Below are 19,213 nucleotides of genomic sequence, written 5' to 3' on the forward strand. Positions count from 1 at the left end.
GGCAGCGCAGCTTCCTCTGGACGCTCAAAGCTGAAAGGATGCCGTCCCGGCACATTGCCGGGGCGGCATCCCGCGTTAAGGCCCGTTTCTCCGGCCGCGGTATCGCCCTCGGCCCGGCACCACGCAGATGAAGGGACATCCGGATGCAGGAGAACAGGCAGTGGACGGTGGAGAACGACGGCGCACGGCTGGCAGTTTTCGAGTACGGCCTGCCGGCGGACGCAGATGCTCCAACCATTCTGTTGGTCCACGGCTATCCCGATGATCACACCGTGTTCCACAATGTCATCGAGGATCTCGCCGCGGATCACCGGGTTCTGGCCTATGACACCCGCAATGCCGGGGATTCACGGGTGGAAGCGCAGACGAATAACCCGTTGGCCCCGTACCGGTTGCCGCTGCTCGTCTCGGACCTCTACGCCGTCCTGGCATCAGCCGGAGCGCAGCAGGTGCATCTGGTGGGCCATGACTGGGGATCCGTCCAATGCTGGGCCGCGGTCCGCGATCCACATGCCGCCGGAAGCATCCTCAGCTTCACCAGCATTTCCGGCCCTGATCTGAGCCATCTCCGCCGCTGGTTTGCGGGCTGTCTGCAAACACCGCGCCGTTGGCTGCTGGCAGCAAGCCAGGCCCTGCGCAGCACGTATGTTGCCTTCTTCCAGCTGCCTGTCCTGCCGGAACTGCTGTGGCGGCTGCTGGGTCCGCGCTACGCCCGGCTTGCCGCAAACCGGGCATCCGGCATCGAAATCAGTGCCGCGACCGCGGCGGACAATGCCGTTCGCGGACTGCAGCTGTACCGCGCGAATCTGCTCGGTTCGGGTGTTCCCGCCCGCGGCCTGCCGCCAATGATTCAGGTACCGGTCCACGTCATTGTGCCGCTGCATGATCCGTTCCTCTCCCCGCGGCTGACTGACGGGCTGCGGGAGGAAGTGCGGGATCTGCGCATCAGCCCGGTGGACGGCGGACACTGGTGGCCCGTCGAGGACAGCACCGCGTTCTGCCGGATGCTGCGGCTGGCCATCGCACCCCCGTCCGATGCGGCGCAGATCACCGGTCCGGAATGACCGGCGAATCTTCGGCGGGAACATCGGCAATCCCAAGCTTCCGGATGGCCCACGGCCCCAGCACAGCACCGCTGAGGATCAGGACACCGGAAATGAGGCACGCTGCCTGCCAGGAACTGAACTCATACAACATGCCTGCGGCCAGTGCACCGGCGGCCGCGCTGAGCAGGCCGACAGCGGTGTAGATTCCCATGCCGGTACCTACGCTGTTCGGCGCGGCTTCGGCAATGACCGACTGCTCGATGGGCATCATGACGGCGAATGCCACTCCGCTGAGAATCCACAGGGCGGAAATCACCCATGGATTCGGAGCCCAGGCCAGCGACACGGCAAAAGCCGCACTGAAAACCGAGGCGGCAGCCATGGACCGCCGCCGCCCGATCCGCCGAACGGCCTTGTGCAGCACCGGCGGCAGCACCGCCAGGGCAATGGCTCCCGGCAGGAAGACGTAGGCGGTTTCAATGACGTCCAGGCCGAAGCCCCGCTGCAGGTGCAGCAAAAGCAGGATCGAGACGGCAGCTTCAGCCACGGCGGTGGTCGCCGAAGTAATCAGCATCGGCCGGACCCGCGCGGCGATCCCGCGCGAACTCACACCCGGAGCACCGGCTGCCATGGCTGCGCCGCCGTCGGGTCCGGGAGCGGTGTCCGGCCGGGCAGGACTCGCCAGCAGCACGGCGGCGCCCAGCAGGCACGCCGCACCGCACCCGGCCAGGACCGGGGCAAAGAGATCCGTGAAGGACAGCAGCACCAGCCCCGCAACAAAGGCCACCCATGAGCCGGTTTCCTGGACCGACATCAGGCGGGCAAACACACTGGAATCCACTGCGAGCCGTTCACTGACGATGGCGCGCAGACAGACCCAGAGGAATGCCCCGCCGATGCCGCCCAGAACAGCCGCGGCAAAGGCCATCGGTAAGGAATCGGCAACCGCGTATCCGCAGCACGAAAGCCCGTAGACCACCGCCCCGACACCGGCGAGGGATTTCCGTTCCCTGCTGTCCGCCAGCCGCCCGGCGATCGGCCGGACCACCACTGACACCAGCAGTTCGGCCGCTATCAGCAGGCCCACCTGCCAGGCCTGCGCGCCAAGGGCAATGCCGGCCCAGAGCGGAATCAGGAAATCCACCAGCTCAGCCGGACCGTTGGTAAATCCTGCGGCCAGCAGCGCGGAGCGCTCGCGCCGGAGGGCTGTGTGTGTCTTCCCGGGCACCGCTTCGGCAGTCATCGCCTGAGCATAGGAAAGCAAACGCCGGCGGGCAAGCATCACGGAGGGCGTCGCGCCACAGGACCACGTAGCCCACCGGGCTCGCCGCAGGGGTTAGCCCGCGCTCCGGGAATCCTCCCGCAGGGTACCTGATGCTCCGTTGGCCCGGTTCCGCCGCTCCGGGCGCGCCTGCGCACCGGCAGCCGAAGCCAGAAGGGCGGCGGCGATGTCGTCCGCGTCCCGCAGCGTTCTGGCGCCGGCACCCGCGGGCGAACCGGCCTCGGCAGCAATGGCGGTTCCCCACTGCACCGAGGAGAGCTGAAGCCCCAGAACGTAAAGATCCTCCTGCGGCTCACCGCTGATCCCCACCGGACGGTATGGCGGCGCAGTGACATCCAGACCCGGAGTGATCACGGCTGTTCCGTCCGCAGCCATCATGACCTTTGGCCGCGCCAGGCCGTTCCGCAGCATTCCGCCCAACAGCGGGGAGATGTTCCGGTCCACCCGGTTTGGCGGCATCATCGCCTCCACCAAGGTGCGGGCAGCGTATTCGGTGCCGGACCAGGGCGAATTTGCGGTGAAAACGCCCCGTGCCTCATCAATGTCAAAGCGCGGATCGGGACCTACAAAGTGCACGACGCCGGCCCGCACCAGGGCTGCCAGCTGCTCGATCCGCTCGGGCGGAGGACCGCTGGCCAGGCCTTCCACCAGCGGTTCAAACCAGCCCCGCAGCTCGGAAAGCCAGGAAGCGTCGGCGAGTCCGCCGTCGGCCACTATGGCTTTCAGCAGCGTGCGCCCCGCGTTGAGCGCACCGATGGCCATTTTCAGGGGATCGTCTTCACCGGCAGCCGACCCGGCCGCGTCGTCCTCAAGATAAGCCAGAATTGCGTTGTCCAGGTCCTCGGCGCCGCTGTACGGACGCCGGCCCAGGGGCTGGGCCAAGCCTTCGAGGTTGGTGCGGCGTGTTGCCGGAACAAAACGGTCCAGAACCTTTTCCTTGGCCGCATCCCACTCGGGCCCGGGAAGATCCAGGGCTGCGCGCAGTTCCGCCAGGAAGAGCTCCGCCGGTTCCAGCAATTCATCTCCGGCCACCCGCGCCAGTGTGGAGTAGTAGGCCCAGACGGCGTCGCGGTGCAGCAGCGGCCACAGATCGTGGTCAAAGCCGGGCAGGATGCCCTGGCCCTTGAAGGCGGCAGCCGCTTCCGGGGTGAAGTAGTTCAGCCGCACGCTGCGCGGCACATAGGAGTCCAGGCGGGCCTTCGCGCGGTAGGGGGTGCCCCGCCGGGAAGCCGCCACCAGGACCGGCTCGCGGCCGCTGGGCTCGTACCGCAGGGAACGGCCGGCGGGGCCGCCGCTGGCCACAAAGCGGCCGCCGCGGCCGGTGGTCACCTGGATCATGATGTCGAAGAAGTTCAGTCCGAGCCCGCGGACGAGGACCGGCTCACCGGCAGGAAAGACGCTGAAATCCACATCGGAGGGTACAGCGGGAGGCAGGTAGCGCAGGCCGTGGCGGTCTGCGGCGTTCCGCAGCCGGTCCTGTTCGGGGCTCAGCGCGGCGGGCAGGTGCCCCAGGGCGAGCACGACGGCGTCGGCCTCCAGCGTGCCTTCGCCGGCAACCTCCAGGAACCAGCCGTTCCCGGTCTCCGGGCGTTCGAGTCCGAGGATCTCGGCACGCACGTGTGCCAGTTCCACTCCGGCGGCGAGCGCAGCTTCCTCGAGCCGGGCGAAGGTCCACTCCAGGTAGCGCCCGTAGACGGCGCGGCTGGGAAAGGTCCCCGCTGTCAGCGCGGCCAGCTCCTCACGGTCCGCGGCCGAAAGCCGGGCAGCAGCGCCGTCGTCGCCGTCCATCAGCATCCGCCATTGGTCGAAGGACAGGGCCGACGGCGATGCCGCCAGCTCATCGGCCGTTGCCCCGGCCGGAACCACTGTTGGAAAAAGGCAGGGCGTATTCATCAGGAACAGCCGGGACTGCCCCGTGCGCCAGACATGGCCCGGCCCCGGGTTGAACGGATCAAAGACGGTAATTTTCAGGCTGGGCCGGTTCAATGCCGGCAGCGAAAGGTATTGGGCCAGCATGCGTTCCACAACAGAGATTCCCCGCGGACCCGCTCCAATTACGGCCACTTGGTAGCTCTGCGCGGTGTTGGTCATGCTTCAAGAGTATCTGTCCGGTAAACAACGGTCCGGCGTGGATCACAAAGACCGCGGCTTCTCCGATGCATTGAACGCCTCGGCAGAGCGCCACCGCCGCCTTGCCGGCGGGAGGGGGCGAAGGGACCCGTAATCACCAGCGCAGGAACGCCGGGCGCAGCCGAACACAGGCCGACGGCTGCGGCAACACCCCTAGGATGGGCACATGACTTCCTCGACTCCTGACCTGTCCGCCGGTCCCTTTGCTGATGACGAGTTCCTGTGGCTGGAGGACATTTACGGGGACAAACAGCTGGACTGGGTGCGCGCGGAAAACAAAGTCACGGAGGACCTGCTCTCTGAAACCGGCTTTGAGGACACCGAAAAGCGGCTGCTGGAAGTACTGGATTCCACTGACCGCATTCCCATGGCAGCCAAGCGCGGCGGGCATTACTACAACTTCTGGCGCGATGCCGAGCATCCCAAGGGCCTGTGGCGCCGCACCACCTGGGAGAGTTACCACTGAAGATCCGCAATGGGAAATCCTTCTCGACGTGGACGAACTTAGCCGTGAAGAGGATGTGGAGTGGGTCTGGGGCGGCTCCGCGTTCCTGCGGCCGGCTGACGGTGCGCCCTACCGCCGGGCACTGGTGGTCCTCTCCCCCGACGGCGGTGACGCCGCCCGCTACCGCGAGTTCGACGTCGTCGACCGCGCCTTTGTTTCCGGGGGCTTTGACATTCCCGCGGCGAAGAACCGGATCAGCTGGGCGGGACCGGACGAGCTGTATGTCGGCACCGATTTTGGCTCCGGGTCCATGACCACCTCCTCGTATCCGCGCACCAGCCGGATTCTGCGCCGCGGCATGCCGCTGGCCGACGCCGAACCCTATTTCGAGGTGCCCGAAGACCACATGATGGCGGTGGTGGTGCATGACCAGACCCCCGGCTTCCAACGTGACCTCGCAGTGGACATCGTGGACTTCTACAACAGCTCCACCTTCCTGCGCCGCGCAGACCAGTGGGTGCGCCTGGACGTGCCGCTGGACGTGAATGTGGATGTGCACCGGCAGTGGCTGGTGTTGCGCCCGCGCACCGATTGGGAGCTGAACGGCATCGTGCATGCCGCCGGGTCGCTGCTGGCCGCGGATCTCGAAGGCTTCCTGGCCGGCAGCCGCGAGCTGGTGACACTGTTTACCCCGGACCCGGCAACATCCCTGCAGTCCTGGAGCTGGACCCGGGACTATCTGCTGCTGAACCTGCTGCGGGACGTCTCCTCCCAAATCTCGGTGCTGGATCCGGCCAACGGCTGGGCCGCGTCCGAGCTGGATGCCTGCCCGCCGCTGCACAGCGTTGATGCGTACGCGGTGGACGATGAGGATGAGGAAGCCGGCAACGACTACTGGCTCATCAGCACCGGGTTTCTGACCCCGTCCACTCTCTCGCGCGGAACCCTCGGGCAGTCCAATGGTGAGCCGGCAGCAGTGGTCAAGCAGTCGCCGTCGTTCTTTGACGCCTCCTCGGACACCGTGGAGCAGCACTTTGCCGTTTCCGCCGACGGCACCAAGGTGCCTTATTTCCAGGTGGGCCCCAAGGACCTGGTGCTCGACGGCGGCAACCCCACGCTGCTGAACGGTTACGGCGGCTTTGAACAGGCGCTGACACCGGCTTACAGCGGAATGGTGGGCCGCGGCTGGCTGGAACGCAGCTTCACCGACGCCTCGGGGCTGAAGCGCTCCGGCGTCTATGTGCTGGCCAATATCCGCGGCGGCGGTGAGTACGGTCCCGAATGGCACCGTGCTGCCCTGCAGGAAAACCGGCACCGCGCCTATGAGGACTTTGCGGCCGTGGCCGAGGACCTCATTCAGCGCGGGGTGACCTCCCGTAAGCACCTGGGCTGCACCGGCCGCAGCAACGGCGGCCTGCTGGTCGGCAACATGCTCACCACCCATCCGCATCTGTTCGGCGCCGTGTCCTGCGGCGTGCCGCTGCTGGATATGCGCCGCTACACCAAGCTGTCCGCCGGGTACTCCTGGATTGCCGAGTACGGAGATCCGGAGGATCCCCGGCAGTGGGAGTTTGTGCAGACGTTCTCGCCGTACCACCTGCTCAAGGACGACGCCGACTATCCCCCCACGCTGATCTGGACAGCCACCAGCGATGACCGCGTGGGCCCCGTGCAGGCACGGAAGATGGCCGCCCGGATGAAGGCGATGGGCATCGAGAAGGTTTGGTTCCATGAGGCGCTGGAAGGCGGGCACGCCGGAGCAGCGGACAACAGGCAGGCCGCACGCATGCATGCCATGTCCTATGAGTTCCTGTGGGAGGCCCTGACCGGACGGCTGGGGTGAACCATGAGCAGTGAACCGGTGCAGAAGCGGGAGGCGACGGCGGATGAGGCCAAGGCTGTGGCCCACCCGCTGCGGATCCGGATCCTGCAGGTGCTGCGCGGGGAGACCCTGACCAACAAGGAAATTGCGCAGCGGCTGGGAGCAACACCCGGAGCAACCCTCCACCACCTGCATCTGCTCAGCGAGCACGGGTTTGTCGAGGCGGAGCAAGCGCGCCCGGGCAACCGGAACGCCCGCGAGATTCCCTACCGGGCGACGGGCAAAACTCTGGGCCTGAGCTTCAATCCCGCCATGCCGGAAAGTGCTCTTGTGGGTCCGGCCATCCTGGAATCGGCTCTGGAGAATTACCGCCGCGCACCCGGGTCCGGGCGCCTGTCCGAAACCAGCGTCACCCTTTTCCTGTCCCCGGCGCAGCTGTCAGCTTTTCAGGGCAGGCTGCATGCGCTCATTGAGGAGTATGCCGGGATCGGGCCAGGTGACGACGCCCAAAAGTACGGTTTCTTCGCTGCAATGTACCAACCCGGTGCGGAACAGTCCGGCATTTCTCCACGTCCTGCGGGCGGCGGCGCCGGCTGAGCTGTGGTGACGTTTTGCTCTTACCCACCCCTTATGGGTAGTCTTGTCAGGCTGGCAGCGGAAGCTATCAGAGAGCATTTTGGAGACGTGCCAGAGCGGCCGAATGGGCTTCACTGCTAATGAAGTGTGGGCCTAAAGCCCACCGGGAGTTCAAATCTCCCCGTCTCCGCGCTAAAACCCCCGGGCAACCGGGGGTTTTTTTGTTTCTGTCGCCGATTCCCTTTTCGGACTATGTTGGGCACATTCACATTGCAGCTTGAACTGTGACTCCTCAAACAAAAAGGAATTCCATGGAAATGCGTCTGATGGGCCGCAGCGGCACCGTTGTCAGCAGCTATGCACTCGGCACCATGACCTTCGGCAATGAATCCGACCAGCATGTCTCCCACAACCTCCTCAACACCTATGTGGAGGCCGGCGGAAACTTCATCGACACCGCCGACGTCTATACCGGAGGGACTTCCGAGGAGATTGTGGGCCGCTGGCTCCAGGCCCGGCCGGAAGCAGCCCGGAGCATCGTGCTCGCCACGAAGGGCAGATTCCCCATGGGAGACGGCCCCAATGATCTGGGCACCTCCCGGCGCCACCTGCGCCAGGCACTGGACGCATCCCTGAAGCGGCTGGGCGTGGACCACATCGACCTGTACCAGCTGCACGCCTGGGATCCGCTCACCCCGCTGGAAGAAACCCTCGGCTTCCTCCAGGACGCGGTTACGGCGGGCAAAATCAGCTACTACGGCCTCTCCAACTTCACCGGCTGGCAGCTGACCAAAGCAGTGTTCACGGCGCGGGCACACGGCTGGAACGAGCCGGTGACCCTGCAGCCGCAATACAACCTGCTGGAGCGCGAGATCGAGTCGGAAATCGTGCCGGCCGCGATCGACGCCGGACTGGGGCTGCTGCCCTGGTCCCCGCTTGCCGGCGGCTGGCTCACCGGGAAGTACCGCCGGGAATCGGTTCCTGCCGGCAAGACGCGGGTCGGAGACGATCCCACCAGGCGATTCCAGGGCTGGGACCTGCGCAGCAACAATGAGCGCACTTGGCACATTCTCGATGCACTGAAGGACATTGCCGCTGCACACCATGCCAGCCCCGCGCAGGTGGCCCTGGCCTGGCTGGCTGATCAGCCCGGAGTAACCTCGGTAATCCTGGGCGCCCGGACGGTTGAGCAGCTCACCGACAATTTGGGCGCGGCTTCGCTCCGGCTCTCAACCGAGGAGGAACAGAGGCTGAACGACCTCAGCCGTCCGGCCGTCGGCAACTATCCGTACGGAACGGACGGGGTCAACCAGCGCGCACGGCAGTTGCCGTAGGGGTGCATGCCGGAGGGGAGCATGCCGGAGGGAATTGCCCGTTCTGCTAAAGGCCTTCCTTAGAAGTCTTCCGGCCGGAGGTCCTTGACCCACTTGCTGATTTCATCTTCTTCAGGTGCGGCGGGCGGCTTGGCTGCTGATTCCCGGCGGGAGTCAGCAGCCCGGGCGGCGCCGCTCCCCGGTGCGGCCTTGCCGGCGGCGGAGTTGTCCGTTGTCGGGTTCTCCGGCTCAGCAGCCTTCGCTTTCGGTGTGGAATCGGCAGCATCATCGGCAGGCTTGCGAGTCTCGGGGGCAGCCGTCGTGGCGTCAGCCGGAGTGGATCCAGCGGGCGCTGCGTCAGCCGGCGTCGGTGTTGCGGACGGTGCGTCAGCCGGCGGTGTTGCCGGCGTTGTGCCGGCCGGACGTGGCTGCTGATAGGGCTGCGGGTGCATTGCCAGATTCTCCACGGCCGCTCCCGCCGCCCGTATCCCCACACCGGTGAACTGCGCATAGAGCTTGACCGCTTTGACGGGGTGCCCCTGCGCAATGGCGGCATACACCTGCTGGTGCTGGGTGGCATCGAGCCGGGCATTGGCCTCACGCGCCGCCACTGCGGACGTTCGGGGAGCCGGCGATGCTCCCGTTGCGCCGGAGACATTCCTGCGTGGAGTGCGCTGCGGCTTCGCTGCGCGCTCAGGGCGGTCCCCGCCGTCCAGGACGGTTTCCCCTTCTGCCTGCTTCTTCCGGCGCTGAGCACGGGTGATGACAAAGTTCACCACAACAATGGCCACGACAAATAGAACGATCACCAGGAACTCCATATACCGATCCTAGCTTTCCAGCGATACCCCGCGCTTCGCTGCCGGTATATTGGCGTGCAGCCGCCGCCGCCAATCACAGGAGATTCCATGAGCCCGACCACTTCCCTGCGTTCCCTGCGCGTACACATTGCGGACGGAATAGCTGAAGTCGAGCTCACCGGGCCCTCCAAAGGAAACGCGATGGGCCCGGACTTTTGGAGGGAACTGCCCGAAGTTTTCGGCGCCCTGAGCGAGGATGACAGCGTGCGGGCGGTGCTGCTCTACGGTTCCGGCGGCAACTTCAGCTACGGGCTTGACCTGCCGGCCATGGCTCCCGTCTTTGCGCCGCTGCTGGCCGCCGGAGGAATGGACGCGCGCCGCAGGGAAGGCTTCCGCCGCAGCATCAGGGACCTCCAGGACGCTGTCAGCTCTCTGGCCAGATGTGCCAAACCGGTCGTTGCAGCGGTGGACGGCTGGTGCATTGGCGGAGCGATCGACGTCATTGCCGCCGCCGACATCCGCATCGCTTCCCCTGCAGCCAAGTTCAGTGTGCGCGAAGTTAAGGTGGCCATCGTTGCCGATCTGGGATCCCTCCAGCGTCTCCCGGCGATCATCGGCGAGGGCCCCGCCCGTCACCTCGCCCTGACCGGAGAGGATTTCGACGCCGACCGCGCCCACCGTCTGGGGCTGGTCACGGAACTCGCCGACGACGTCGTCGGCCGGGGACGCGAGCTTGCCGCCATGATTGCCGCGAACCCTCCGCTGACGGTGCAGGGCGTGAAACAGGTGATGAACCACGCGCTGGAGGCACCAGTCCAAGCCGGGCTGGACTATGTCCAGCTGTGGAATTCGGCGTTCCTGGCCAGCCGCGATTTCCATGAAGCAACCTCAGCATTTGCCGAGCGCCGCCCCGCCGTCTTCACCGGCGACTAGGGGATCCGGGATTTACCCCTGCCCGCACAGGCAACCGCCGACAGGCCCTTAAGATGGTCAGGTGGCTGTTACCGATGAAGCAATTACCAAGATCAAGGAAATGCTCATCAGCGGGCAGCTCAAGGCCGGTGACCGTCTGCCTCCGGAGAATGAGCTCAGCGACCAGCTGGGTCTGTCCCGCAGCTCGCTTCGGGAGGCCGTGAAAGCGCTGGAGCTGATCCGCGTGCTGGATGTGCGCCGTGGAGACGGAACCTACGTCACCAGCCTCGATCCGGGGCTGTTGACGGAAACTGTGGGTTTCATGGTGGAAATCCATCAGGAAAGCTCGGCCGCCGAACTGATCGAGGTCCGGCGCATCCTTGAACCCGGTGCCGCAGCCCATGCTGCCGGACGCATCGACGCCCGCGCCGTGGCTGCCCTGCGGGCCTGCCTGGATTCGGTGCCGGCCGGGGCAACAGCCGCCGAGTTGGCGGCCCATGACAACACGTTCCACTCCCACATTGCCCGCGCCTCGGGTAATCCCTACTTGGCCGGACTGCTGGACTCGCTGACCGGCAGCGCCCTGCGGCTGCGGACCTGGCAGCGTATTACTGAAGCCGGGGCGGAAAGGTCCGTCATCGCCGAGCACGCCGCCATCCTGGAGGCGCTGACGCTGGGCGACGCCGAGCTGGCGCGGTCCCTCATGACCGTCCACATCGCTTCGGCGGAACGTTGGCTGCGCCAGCCTCCGGCCGAGGCAGCAGTCGAAGCTCCGGAGGCAGCGGTGCGGCCGCCCGTTCCGGACCCGCGCGCCGCATCCGCTGTTCAGCGCACTGCCGCCTCGCCCACCCCAGCTGCCCCCTCGCCCACCCCCGCCGCCGCCTCGCCCGAGCCCGGCCGCCCAGCGGAGCCCGAACCCGGTCGCACGACGGAGCCCAGCCGTCCGGAACCGCAGATTGCCCGAATCGCGAGGGAGCCCGCGCTGTACGAGCTGTTCGCTATGCCTTCAGTGCCAGGACAAAAGGCAGCACGGAAGCCGCGCCGGCCTGCCTAAGCACCCGGCCCGCCTCGGTGAGGGTCCAGCGGCTGTCAGCAAAGTCATCCACCAGCAGGACCGGGCCGGGATTGGCCGCGAACCAGGCTGCACCCTCTTCGGGAACGGCAAACTGGTCCCAGACCGCCGCGAGCCGAAAGGCGCTGTTTCCGCCTGAACCGCCCGTGGGACCGCCGTGCGGCAGCTGCAGGGCACCCAGATACGGGATGCGTCCCAGAGTGGAAATGCCGTGGGCCAGGGATCCCACCAGCTGCGGACGGGACCGCGACGGAATGCTGACCACTGCCACCGGCCGTTCTTCCCAGCCCCATTGCGCCAGCACCTGCACACAACCCTTAAGCAGCGCGTCGTCCACCTGGGTGTCCGCGGCGTCAGGGGCAAAGATCTCCCGCAGCCGCCCGCCCCAGCCGAGGTCGGTCAGCCGGGCCAGTGCCCGGCCGGTGGACAGTGCCAGATCCGGCTTGATTTTCCCCTTTACGGGAACGCCCAGCCGGTCCATGCCGGAGGGGTACATGCCGCGCGGATCCACATCCACGCCCACCCGGCTGAGGGCCTGGTCTGCACTGTCGGTGGCTTCGGCGGCAATGTCGCCGGAGAACCAGCGTCCGGCGCAGTTGTCGCAGCGGCCGCACGGGGCGGCAGCGGGGTCATCGAGCTGGACGGACAAGAATTCCATGCGGCAGCCCGTGGTGGCCTCGTAGTCCAGCATGGCCTGCTGTTCGCGGACGCGGGCTGCGGAAATCCGTTCGTACCGCTCCCGGTCATAGGTCCACGGCTCGCCGGTTCCCCGCCAGCCGCCGGAGACGCGTTCCACAGCGCCGTCCACGGCCAGGACCTTCAGGAGCAGCTCCAGCGGGGAGCGCTTCAGGTTCACCCGTGTTTCCAGCGCTCCGGTGGACATCACCGCTCCGGACGCCAGCTCGGTCAACACGGCATTGGCCGGGCCTTCCGCCGGCATGGAAGAGGTGGCGAAATACTCCCAGATGTCCTTGTCCTCGGTGCCCGGCAGCAGCAGCACATCAGCGCTCGGGGTGCCGCGGCCGGCACGGCCCACCTGCTGGTAATAGGCCACGGGCGAGGACGGAGCGCCAAGGTGCACCACAAATCCCAGATCAGGTTTGTCGAATCCCATGCCCAGCGCGCTGGTGGCGACCAGCGCCTTGACCTCGTTGTTCTTCAACGCCGCTTCGGCCTGTTCCCGGTCCGCCGGATCGGTGCGGCCGGTGTAGGCAAGGACGGGATGTCCGGCCTTCTGCAGCAAGCGGGCGGTGTCCTCCGCCGCGGAGACGGTCAGGGCATAGATGATGCCGGACCCGGGCAGCTCGTCGAGGTGGGTCAGCAGCCAGCCCAGCCGGGCCTTGGGGCTGGGCAGCCGCAGCACGCCCAGGCGCAGGGATTGCCGTGCCAGCGGTCCGCGGATGGTGAACACGTCCTCGCCGCCGGCGGCCAGTTGTTCCTCGATGTCCTTCACCACCCGGGAGTTGGCGGTGGCCGTGGTGGCCAGGACCGGCACCGAGGCGGGCAGCTGCTCGATCAGGCTGCGGATGCGCCGGTAGTCCGGGCGAAAGTCATGGCCCCAGTCGGAAATGCAGTGTGCTTCGTCAATCACGAGCAGCCCGGAACGGCGAATCAGCTCCGGGAGATGTGTTTCCCGGAACCCCGGGTTGTTCAGGCGCTCGGGGGAAACCAGCAGAACATCAACCTGGTCCGCTTGGAGCTTGGCGGAGATGTCCTGCCATTCCAACTGGTTGGCGGAGTTGATGGCCACGGCACGGACGCCGGCACGCTCGGCAGCGGCAACCTGGTCGCGCATGAGCGCCAGCAGCGGCGAAACGATCAGGGTAGGGCCGGCGCCGCGGGCACGCAGCAGCAGGCTGGCCACGAAGTACACGGCCGATTTGCCCCACCCGGTGCGCTGCACCACCAGTGCACGCCGTCCGCCGGACACCAGGGCCTCGATGGCTTCGTACTGGCCCTCGTGGAACTCGGCAGCGTCGTTGCCCACCAGGGCGCGGAGCAGGACGGTGGCTTCCTCCCGCAGGCCGGGGTTGGCATCCGAGGCATCCATGGAGCCGGCACCGCCGGCCTGCGGTGCCATGTCCGGTTCGGTCTCACTATAAGTTGGGGTGTCTTGCGGGAAATCCATACCTTCCACTATTCCAGCCGCTGCTGACTGTTTCCTCCAGCCGGCACAACTTCTGTGGACGGGAGCGGTTGTGGACAGGCTGCGGGGTGTAAGACCGGGGTCCGCGGGGCTTGGCCTATAGACTGTGCGGGTGACTAGTGAATTCGATCTTTCCGCATCCTTTAAGGCCTATGACGTTCGTGGCGTTGTAGGCGAGACCATCACCCCGCAGATCGTTAAGGCCGTCGGCGCCGCCTTTGTGGACGTGCTGGATCTTGCCGGTGAGACTGTCCTGGTGGGCGGCGACATGCGCCCGTCCTCCCCCGAGTTCATCAGGGACTTCGCGGCCGGAGCCACCATGCGCGGAGCCAACGTCCTCCTGCTGGACCTCATCTCCACCGACGAGCTGTACTACGCCTGCGGTGCCTTGAATGCGGCCGGAGCCACGTTCACAGCAAGCCACAACCCGGCCCAGTACAACGGCATCAAGATGGCCAAAGCCGGAGCGGTTCCCATCTCCTCGGAAACCGGGCTCTATGACATCCAGGCCAAGGCCGAGCAGTACCTGAACGCCGGCACGATTCCCGCCGTCGAGACCCCCGGCCAGATCAGTGTCCGCGACATCCTGCGCGATTACTCCGAATACCTCCGCAGCCTGGTGGACCTCTCAGCTATCCGTCCGCTCAAGGTGGTTGTGGACGCCGGAAACGGCATGGCCGGCCTCACCACCCCGGCGGTCCTGGGCGACACTCTGCTGCCGGGCCTGCCGCTGGAAATCATTGACCTCTACTTTGAACTGGACGGTTCCTTCCCGAACCATCCGGCCAACCCCCTGGAGCCGGAGAACCTCCGGGACCTGCAGGCCGCCGTCGTCGAGCACGGTGCGGACCTGGGCCTTGCCTTCGACGGCGACGCGGACCGCTGCTTTGTCATCGACGAGAAGGGCGACCCGGTCAGCCCCTCGGCCATCACTGCCCTCGTGGCCCGCCGTGAAATTGCACGCGCCAAGGCGGCCGGGGAGACGACGCCGGTCATCATCCACAACCTCATCACGTCCCGCGCGGTTCCGGAGCTGGTGGAGGCCGACGGCGGCCGCGCCGTCCGCACGCGCGTTGGCCACTCCTTCATCAAGGCGCTGATGGCAGAGGAAGGCGCCGTCTTCGGCGGCGAGCACTCCGCGCACTATTACTTCCGCGACTTCTACAACGCGGACACCGGCATGCTCGCGGCCATGCACGTCCTCGCGGCACTGGGCGAACAGACCCTCCCGCTCTCGGATCTGGCCCGCGAATACGAGCCGTACTTTGCCTCCGGCGAGATCAATTCCGAGCTCTCCGACGTCCCCGCGGCCGTGGCTCGGGTCCGCGCTGAATTTGACCGCGACGGTGTCACCGTGGATACGCTCGATGGATTGACTTTCACCGCCGATGACGGACAGTGGTGGTTCAACCTCCGCGCGTCCAACACCGAGCCCTTCCTTCGGCTGAACGCCGAAGCCGAAGACCTCGCCACCATGGTGCGGGTCCGCGACCGCGTACTTGATCTAGTTAGGAACTGAACCAATGGCTGATGTTGAACTGAACGGCGGAGAACCTTCCGCCCAGGTCCAGGAGGACCTTAATTCCCTGCTGGGCACCGCTCTGGGCGTCGCCCAGGAGCAGCTGGAAGCACAGGGCGCCTTCCTGCCCGCAGCCCTGGTTGTCCAGAATGACGGCGAACTGCGCATGATCGCCGTTGCGCCGGAAGAAAGCGACGAAGACCTCGACGCCGACGCCATGATCGATGACATCTACCAGGTCCTCACGGAGCAGAAGGGCGACAACCGCGCCGCTGCTGTCTTCTCCGACATCCACCTGCCCGACGAGTCCACCGACGCCATCCACGTGGTGGCCGAGCACTCCGAGGGCGTCTGCATCTCTGCGATCCAGACCTACTCCGAGGTCGACGGCGAGTGGACCTTCGCCGAGCCGCAGTGGGAGTCGGGCGACCGGCTGGTTTGGGGCACCGAAGAGGCCACCGAAGAGGCCTGATACTTTTTCGCTTGATAAAAAAGCCGGGCTCCTTCCATCTGGAAGGGGCCCGGCTTTTTTGCTGCCCGACGGCGTTAGCGCCGGCAGACTCGGCTAATCAAGGTCGCCTAGGCGGCCGCGAACCGCTCCTTGAGCGTCTGCAGCTCCGCAACGAGATCCTCCGGCAGGGATTCACCGAAGCGGGCGTACCACTCTTCAATGCCGGCCAGCTCCGTCTTCCATTCCTCCGCGTCCACGTTCACGGCGGCCTCCACATCGGCGGGCGTCATGTCCAGCCCGGTGAGGTCCAGTGAGTCCCCGGTGGGAACGTAGCCGATGGGGGTTTCGACGGCGTCGGCCGTGCCTTCGATGCGTTCGATGACCCATTTGAGGACACGGGCGTTGTCGCCGAAGCCGGGCCAGGCGAAGCCGCCGTCGGCGGTCCGGCGGAACCAGTTGACCAGGAAGATCTTCGGCAGCGCCTCCTGATCGGCCTTGCCGCTGAGCGTGATCCAGTGGCGCAGGTAGTCGCCGGCGTCGTAGCCCATGAACGGGAGCATGGCCATGGGGTCGCGGCGGACCACTCCCACCTGGCCTGCTGCTGCCGCCGTGGTTTCCGAGGACAGCGTGGAGCCCATGAAGATGCCGTTGGTCCAGTCGCGTGACTGTGTCACCAGCGGAACTGTGGTCTTGCGGCGTCCGCCGAAGAGGATCGCCGATACCGGCACTCCGTTCGGGGAATGGTATTCGTCGGCCAGCATGTCGATCTGGTCGATCGGCGTGCAGAAGCGGGAGTTCGGGTGGGCGGCGGGATGGCCGGCCTCCGGAGTCCACTCGTTGCCGAGCCAATCGGTCAGGTGTGCCGGAGCTTCGTCCGTCATGCCCTCCCACCAGACACCGCCGTCGTCGGTCAGCGCCACGTTGGTGAAAATGGAGTTTCCCTTGGCAATGGCCCGCATCGCGTTGGGATTGGTGCTCCAGCCGGTGCCCGGTGCGACGCCGAAGAGGCCCGCTTCCGGGTTCGTGGCGCGCAGTTCGCCCTCGTGGCCAAAGCGCATCCAGGTGATGTCATCACCGAGGGTTTCAACTTTCCAACCGTCAATGGTGGGGTCCAGCAGGGCCAGGTTGGTCTTTCCGCAGGCGGACGGGAAGGCCGCGGCCACGAAGTAGTCCTTCTTTTCCGGACTGGTGAGCTTCAGGATGAGCATGTGCTCGGCCAGCCAGCCTTCATCCCGGGCCATGATGGACGCGATGCGCAGGGCGTAGCACTTCTTGCCGAGCAGGGCATTGCCGCCGTAGCCGGAGCCGTAGGACCAGATGGACCGGTCTTCGGGGAAGTGCACAATCCACTTGTCGTCACTGCAGGGCCAGGGAACGTCCTGCTCACCGTCGGCCAGCGGTGCTCCGAGGGAATGCATGGCCGGCACGAAGAAGGCATCCAGCTCTTCCATCTTCCGCAGCACGTCGGTACCGATGCGGGCCATGATGCGCATGGAGGCGACAACATAGGCGCTGTCGGTGATTTCGACGCCGAACTTGGGATCCTCGGCGTCGAGGTGGCCCATGACGAAAGGTATGACGTACATGGTGCGCCCGCGCATGGATCCGGCAAAAAGCCCGTTGAGCTTTTCCCGCATTTCGGACGGGTCCATCCAGTTATTGGTAAAACCGGCGTCGTGCTTCTTCTCCGAGCAGATGAATGTCTGCTCTTCGACGCGTGCCACGTCCTTGGGATCGGAGAAAGCCGCGAAGGAATTAGGGAAGGTCTCGGGGTTGAGCCGGACCAGGGTTCCGGCATCCACCAGCTCATCGGTGAGGCGCTTGTTTTCCGCCTCGGAACCGTCCACCCAATACACGCGATCCGGCTGCGTCAGCTCGGCCATTTGCTGAACCCATGCAAGCAGCGCCTGGTGGGTGGTGGGCGCACCCTCGGCGGCCCCCGGGGTGCTGCTGTCCAGATGGCTTGGAGCAGCGTTGTCGCCGCTCTCATCGAGAACTAGCTGACGCGCGTCATCGCCCATGATTCTTCCCTTCGTTGGGCCAGTGAGATGATTTTGATGCTAGTTGTCAGCACGCGGCAAGCCTCCGGGGAAAAGGTAATACCTGTATTCGGGACTGCTCCGGGTCTCCCTAGAACTCAAGGAACTTGTGTGGGCCAGCTTACGCAGATGTGACGAAGGTCATATAGACCGGTCTAGTTTTGGTGGTTGGGAAATGCCGATTAGGCACACCCGTAAATCTGGGCTATAGTTATTTACGGCAAAACAGCCACGGACAAACTTTGAAGGAAGGCCCAAGCGGCCGGGAAAACAAAGAAAAATCCAAATGCGTGCGTAGCTCAACGGATAGAGCATCTGACTACGGATCAGAAGGTTGGGGGTTCGAATCCCTTCGCGCGCACCAGCGAAACCCGGTTTGACCAGTATAACTACTGGTTGAACCGGGTTTTTTTGTTGCCAGGGCGGTCGACTCTGCGAGCCGGCCGCTTCAGCGCGCCAGCCGCTTTAAATCGACGGCCGGGTCTGCCAGCTTGGCCGGATCCACCAGAATGCGGCGGTCGATGATGCGGCGGGCAGCGCGCACCAGCAGGCCGCCGTTAATGGCAGCACAGCCAACCAGGTATCCCGCCGGGTCCAGGCGGAAGCCGGCCACCGGCACGCCGTCCGCTTCCCTGACCACCGTGGTCCCCTCCCCGGACATGGAACCCACGCCTTCGAGGTGGACGCCGTGGCGGTCGGACCAGAACCACGGCGCACCGTGGTCCGGCAGCGCCTGGCCGAGCAGGGCGGCAGCGGCGGTGGTGCCCGTGTTCCGGGCATGCTCCCAGTGCTCGGCCCGCCGCAGGAGCGTGCCGTCGCCCAGCCGGGTCCGGGCCGCGTCCCCCACGGCATAAATGTGCGGATGGCTGCTGAGCTGGTGCTCGTCCACGAGGACCCCGCTGTCCACGTCCAGACCGGCATCTGCAGCCAGCGTGACATCCGGCAGAACTCCAATTCCCACCAGCACCAGATCGGCGTCGATCGAAGCGCCCCCGCCCATGGCAATGTGATGGCCGGTACTGTCCGCGGTAATGGCCTTGGGAATTCCGGTCAGCACGCGAACGCCGCGGGCCGCATGCATCCGGTGCAGGCGGTTCGCAATTTCCGAGCCCACGGCAGAAACCAGGGGCGGGCTGACCGGATCAATCAAGGTCACCTGTGCGCCGAGATCCAAAGCTGCCGACGCCGTTTCGGCACCAATCAGGCCCGCACCAACAATTGCCAGCCGGACTCCGGGGGTCAGGGATGCGCGCAGCCTGTCGGCATCCGCACGGGTGCGCAGCTGCAGCACGGACGTCAGATCGCCTCCGGGGATGTCCAGCCGGCGGGCAGACGCCCCGGTTGCCAGAACAATCCTGTCGGCCGTGAGACTCAGCCCATCCTCGAGGAGGACACCGCCCTCGTCGGGGAACAAGGCCGAAGCCCGGCCGGTAACAACATCAATCTTCTGCTCAGCGAACCACGCCGCATCGGCCAGCAGGATCTGTTCTGCGGACTTAGTGCCCAGCAAATAGTCCTTGCTCAGCGGCGGGCGGTCATAGGGCAGCCCCTCGGGATCAACGATCGTTAGCTGCCCCTGAAATCCCCGGGAACGCAGCTGGCTGGCCGTTGCGAAGCCCGCCATGCCCCCGCCGACGATGAGAACGGATCCAAGAGCCAT

Annotated in this window: 13 protein-coding genes, 2 tRNA genes and 1 pseudogene; 10 read left to right on the forward strand and 6 right to left on the reverse strand. The window is 65.9% G+C overall.

Annotated elements, in window-relative coordinates; all coding sequences use genetic code 11:
• Nucleotides 1-143 precede the first annotated feature (143 nt).
• Nucleotides 144-1,064, forward strand: a complete 921-nt coding sequence (locus AC4D2Q_RS15740) for an alpha/beta fold hydrolase (protein ID WP_490947402.1) — start codon at nucleotides 144-146, stop codon at nucleotides 1,062-1,064.
• Here the strand turns inward: AC4D2Q_RS15740 and AC4D2Q_RS15745 are convergent.
• Entirely contained in the window at nucleotides 1,048-2,289 is a 1,242-nt protein-coding gene (locus AC4D2Q_RS15745) for an MFS transporter (RefSeq protein WP_490947403.1), read from the reverse strand. The genes AC4D2Q_RS15740 and AC4D2Q_RS15745 overlap by 17 nt on opposite strands.
• Before the next feature lie 93 nt (nucleotides 2,290-2,382).
• Nucleotides 2,383-4,419, reverse strand: a complete 2,037-nt coding sequence (locus tag AC4D2Q_RS15750; RefSeq protein WP_490947404.1) for an FAD/NAD(P)-binding protein — start codon at nucleotides 4,417-4,419, stop codon at nucleotides 2,383-2,385.
• Nucleotides 4,420-4,624: 205 nt separating this feature from the next.
• Here AC4D2Q_RS15750 and AC4D2Q_RS15755 point away from each other — a divergent pair.
• From AC4D2Q_RS15755 to AC4D2Q_RS15770, 4 genes and pseudogenes are all read left to right on the forward strand, one after another.
• Nucleotides 4,625-6,746: pseudogene (locus tag AC4D2Q_RS15755) on the forward strand (prolyl oligopeptidase family serine peptidase).
• A gap of 3 nt (nucleotides 6,747-6,749) precedes the next feature.
• A complete protein-coding gene (locus AC4D2Q_RS15760; RefSeq protein WP_490947405.1) occupies nucleotides 6,750-7,322 on the forward strand; it encodes an ArsR/SmtB family transcription factor in 573 nt (190 codons plus the stop codon).
• Nucleotides 7,323-7,403: 81 nt separating this feature from the next.
• Nucleotides 7,404-7,491, forward strand: a tRNA-Ser gene (locus tag AC4D2Q_RS15765).
• Nucleotides 7,492-7,612: 121 nt separating this feature from the next.
• Entirely contained in the window at nucleotides 7,613-8,635 is a 1,023-nt protein-coding gene (locus AC4D2Q_RS15770) for an aldo/keto reductase (RefSeq protein WP_490927921.1), read from the forward strand.
• A 59-nt stretch (nucleotides 8,636-8,694) separates the two neighbouring features.
• Here the strand turns inward: AC4D2Q_RS15770 and AC4D2Q_RS15775 are convergent, their stop codons facing one another.
• Nucleotides 8,695-9,423: a hypothetical protein gene (locus AC4D2Q_RS15775; protein WP_490947406.1), complete on the reverse strand. Its 729-nt coding sequence runs from the start codon at nucleotides 9,421-9,423 to the stop codon at nucleotides 8,695-8,697.
• A gap of 99 nt (nucleotides 9,424-9,522) precedes the next feature.
• Here AC4D2Q_RS15775 and AC4D2Q_RS15780 point away from each other — a divergent pair, with 99 nt between their 5' ends.
• Entirely contained in the window at nucleotides 9,523-10,347 is an 825-nt protein-coding gene (locus AC4D2Q_RS15780; RefSeq protein ID WP_490947407.1) for a crotonase/enoyl-CoA hydratase family protein, read from the forward strand.
• Between the two features lie 61 nt (nucleotides 10,348-10,408).
• Complete coding sequence (locus AC4D2Q_RS15785) at nucleotides 10,409-11,380, forward strand: FadR/GntR family transcriptional regulator (protein WP_490947408.1); 972 nt, start codon at nucleotides 10,409-10,411, stop codon at nucleotides 11,378-11,380.
• Here the strand turns inward: AC4D2Q_RS15785 and AC4D2Q_RS15790 are convergent.
• On the reverse strand, nucleotides 11,325-13,448 hold the full coding sequence (locus tag AC4D2Q_RS15790; RefSeq protein WP_490927973.1) for a RecQ family ATP-dependent DNA helicase: 2,124 nt from the start codon (nucleotides 13,446-13,448) through the stop codon (nucleotides 11,325-11,327). The two genes, AC4D2Q_RS15785 and AC4D2Q_RS15790, sit on opposite strands and share 56 nt — an antisense overlap.
• A 208-nt stretch (nucleotides 13,449-13,656) precedes the next feature.
• On the opposite strand from AC4D2Q_RS15790, the gene AC4D2Q_RS15795 reads away from it, so the two are divergent.
• Complete coding sequence (locus AC4D2Q_RS15795; protein WP_490947409.1) at nucleotides 13,657-15,063, forward strand: phosphomannomutase/phosphoglucomutase; 1,407 nt, start codon at nucleotides 13,657-13,659, stop codon at nucleotides 15,061-15,063.
• Between the two features lie 4 nt (nucleotides 15,064-15,067).
• Entirely contained in the window at nucleotides 15,068-15,535 is a 468-nt protein-coding gene (locus AC4D2Q_RS15800) for a hypothetical protein (RefSeq protein WP_490947410.1), read from the forward strand.
• Nucleotides 15,536-15,642: 107 nt separating this feature from the next.
• Here the strand turns inward: AC4D2Q_RS15800 and AC4D2Q_RS15805 are convergent, their stop codons facing one another.
• Nucleotides 15,643-17,535: a phosphoenolpyruvate carboxykinase (GTP) gene (locus tag AC4D2Q_RS15805; protein ID WP_490947411.1), complete on the reverse strand. Its 1,893-nt coding sequence runs from the start codon at nucleotides 17,533-17,535 to the stop codon at nucleotides 15,643-15,645.
• 306 nt (nucleotides 17,536-17,841) lie between these two features.
• Here AC4D2Q_RS15805 and AC4D2Q_RS15810 point away from each other — a divergent pair.
• A tRNA-Arg gene (locus tag AC4D2Q_RS15810) sits at nucleotides 17,842-17,917 on the forward strand.
• An 84-nt stretch (nucleotides 17,918-18,001) separates the two neighbouring features.
• Here the strand turns inward: AC4D2Q_RS15810 and AC4D2Q_RS15815 are convergent.
• Nucleotides 18,002-19,213 (reverse strand): NAD(P)/FAD-dependent oxidoreductase, encoded by a 1,212-nt coding sequence (locus AC4D2Q_RS15815; RefSeq protein ID WP_490947412.1) that lies wholly within the window; start codon nucleotides 19,211-19,213, stop codon nucleotides 18,002-18,004.

It is taken from the genome of Arthrobacter sp. TJ-178 (assembly GCF_058269275.1).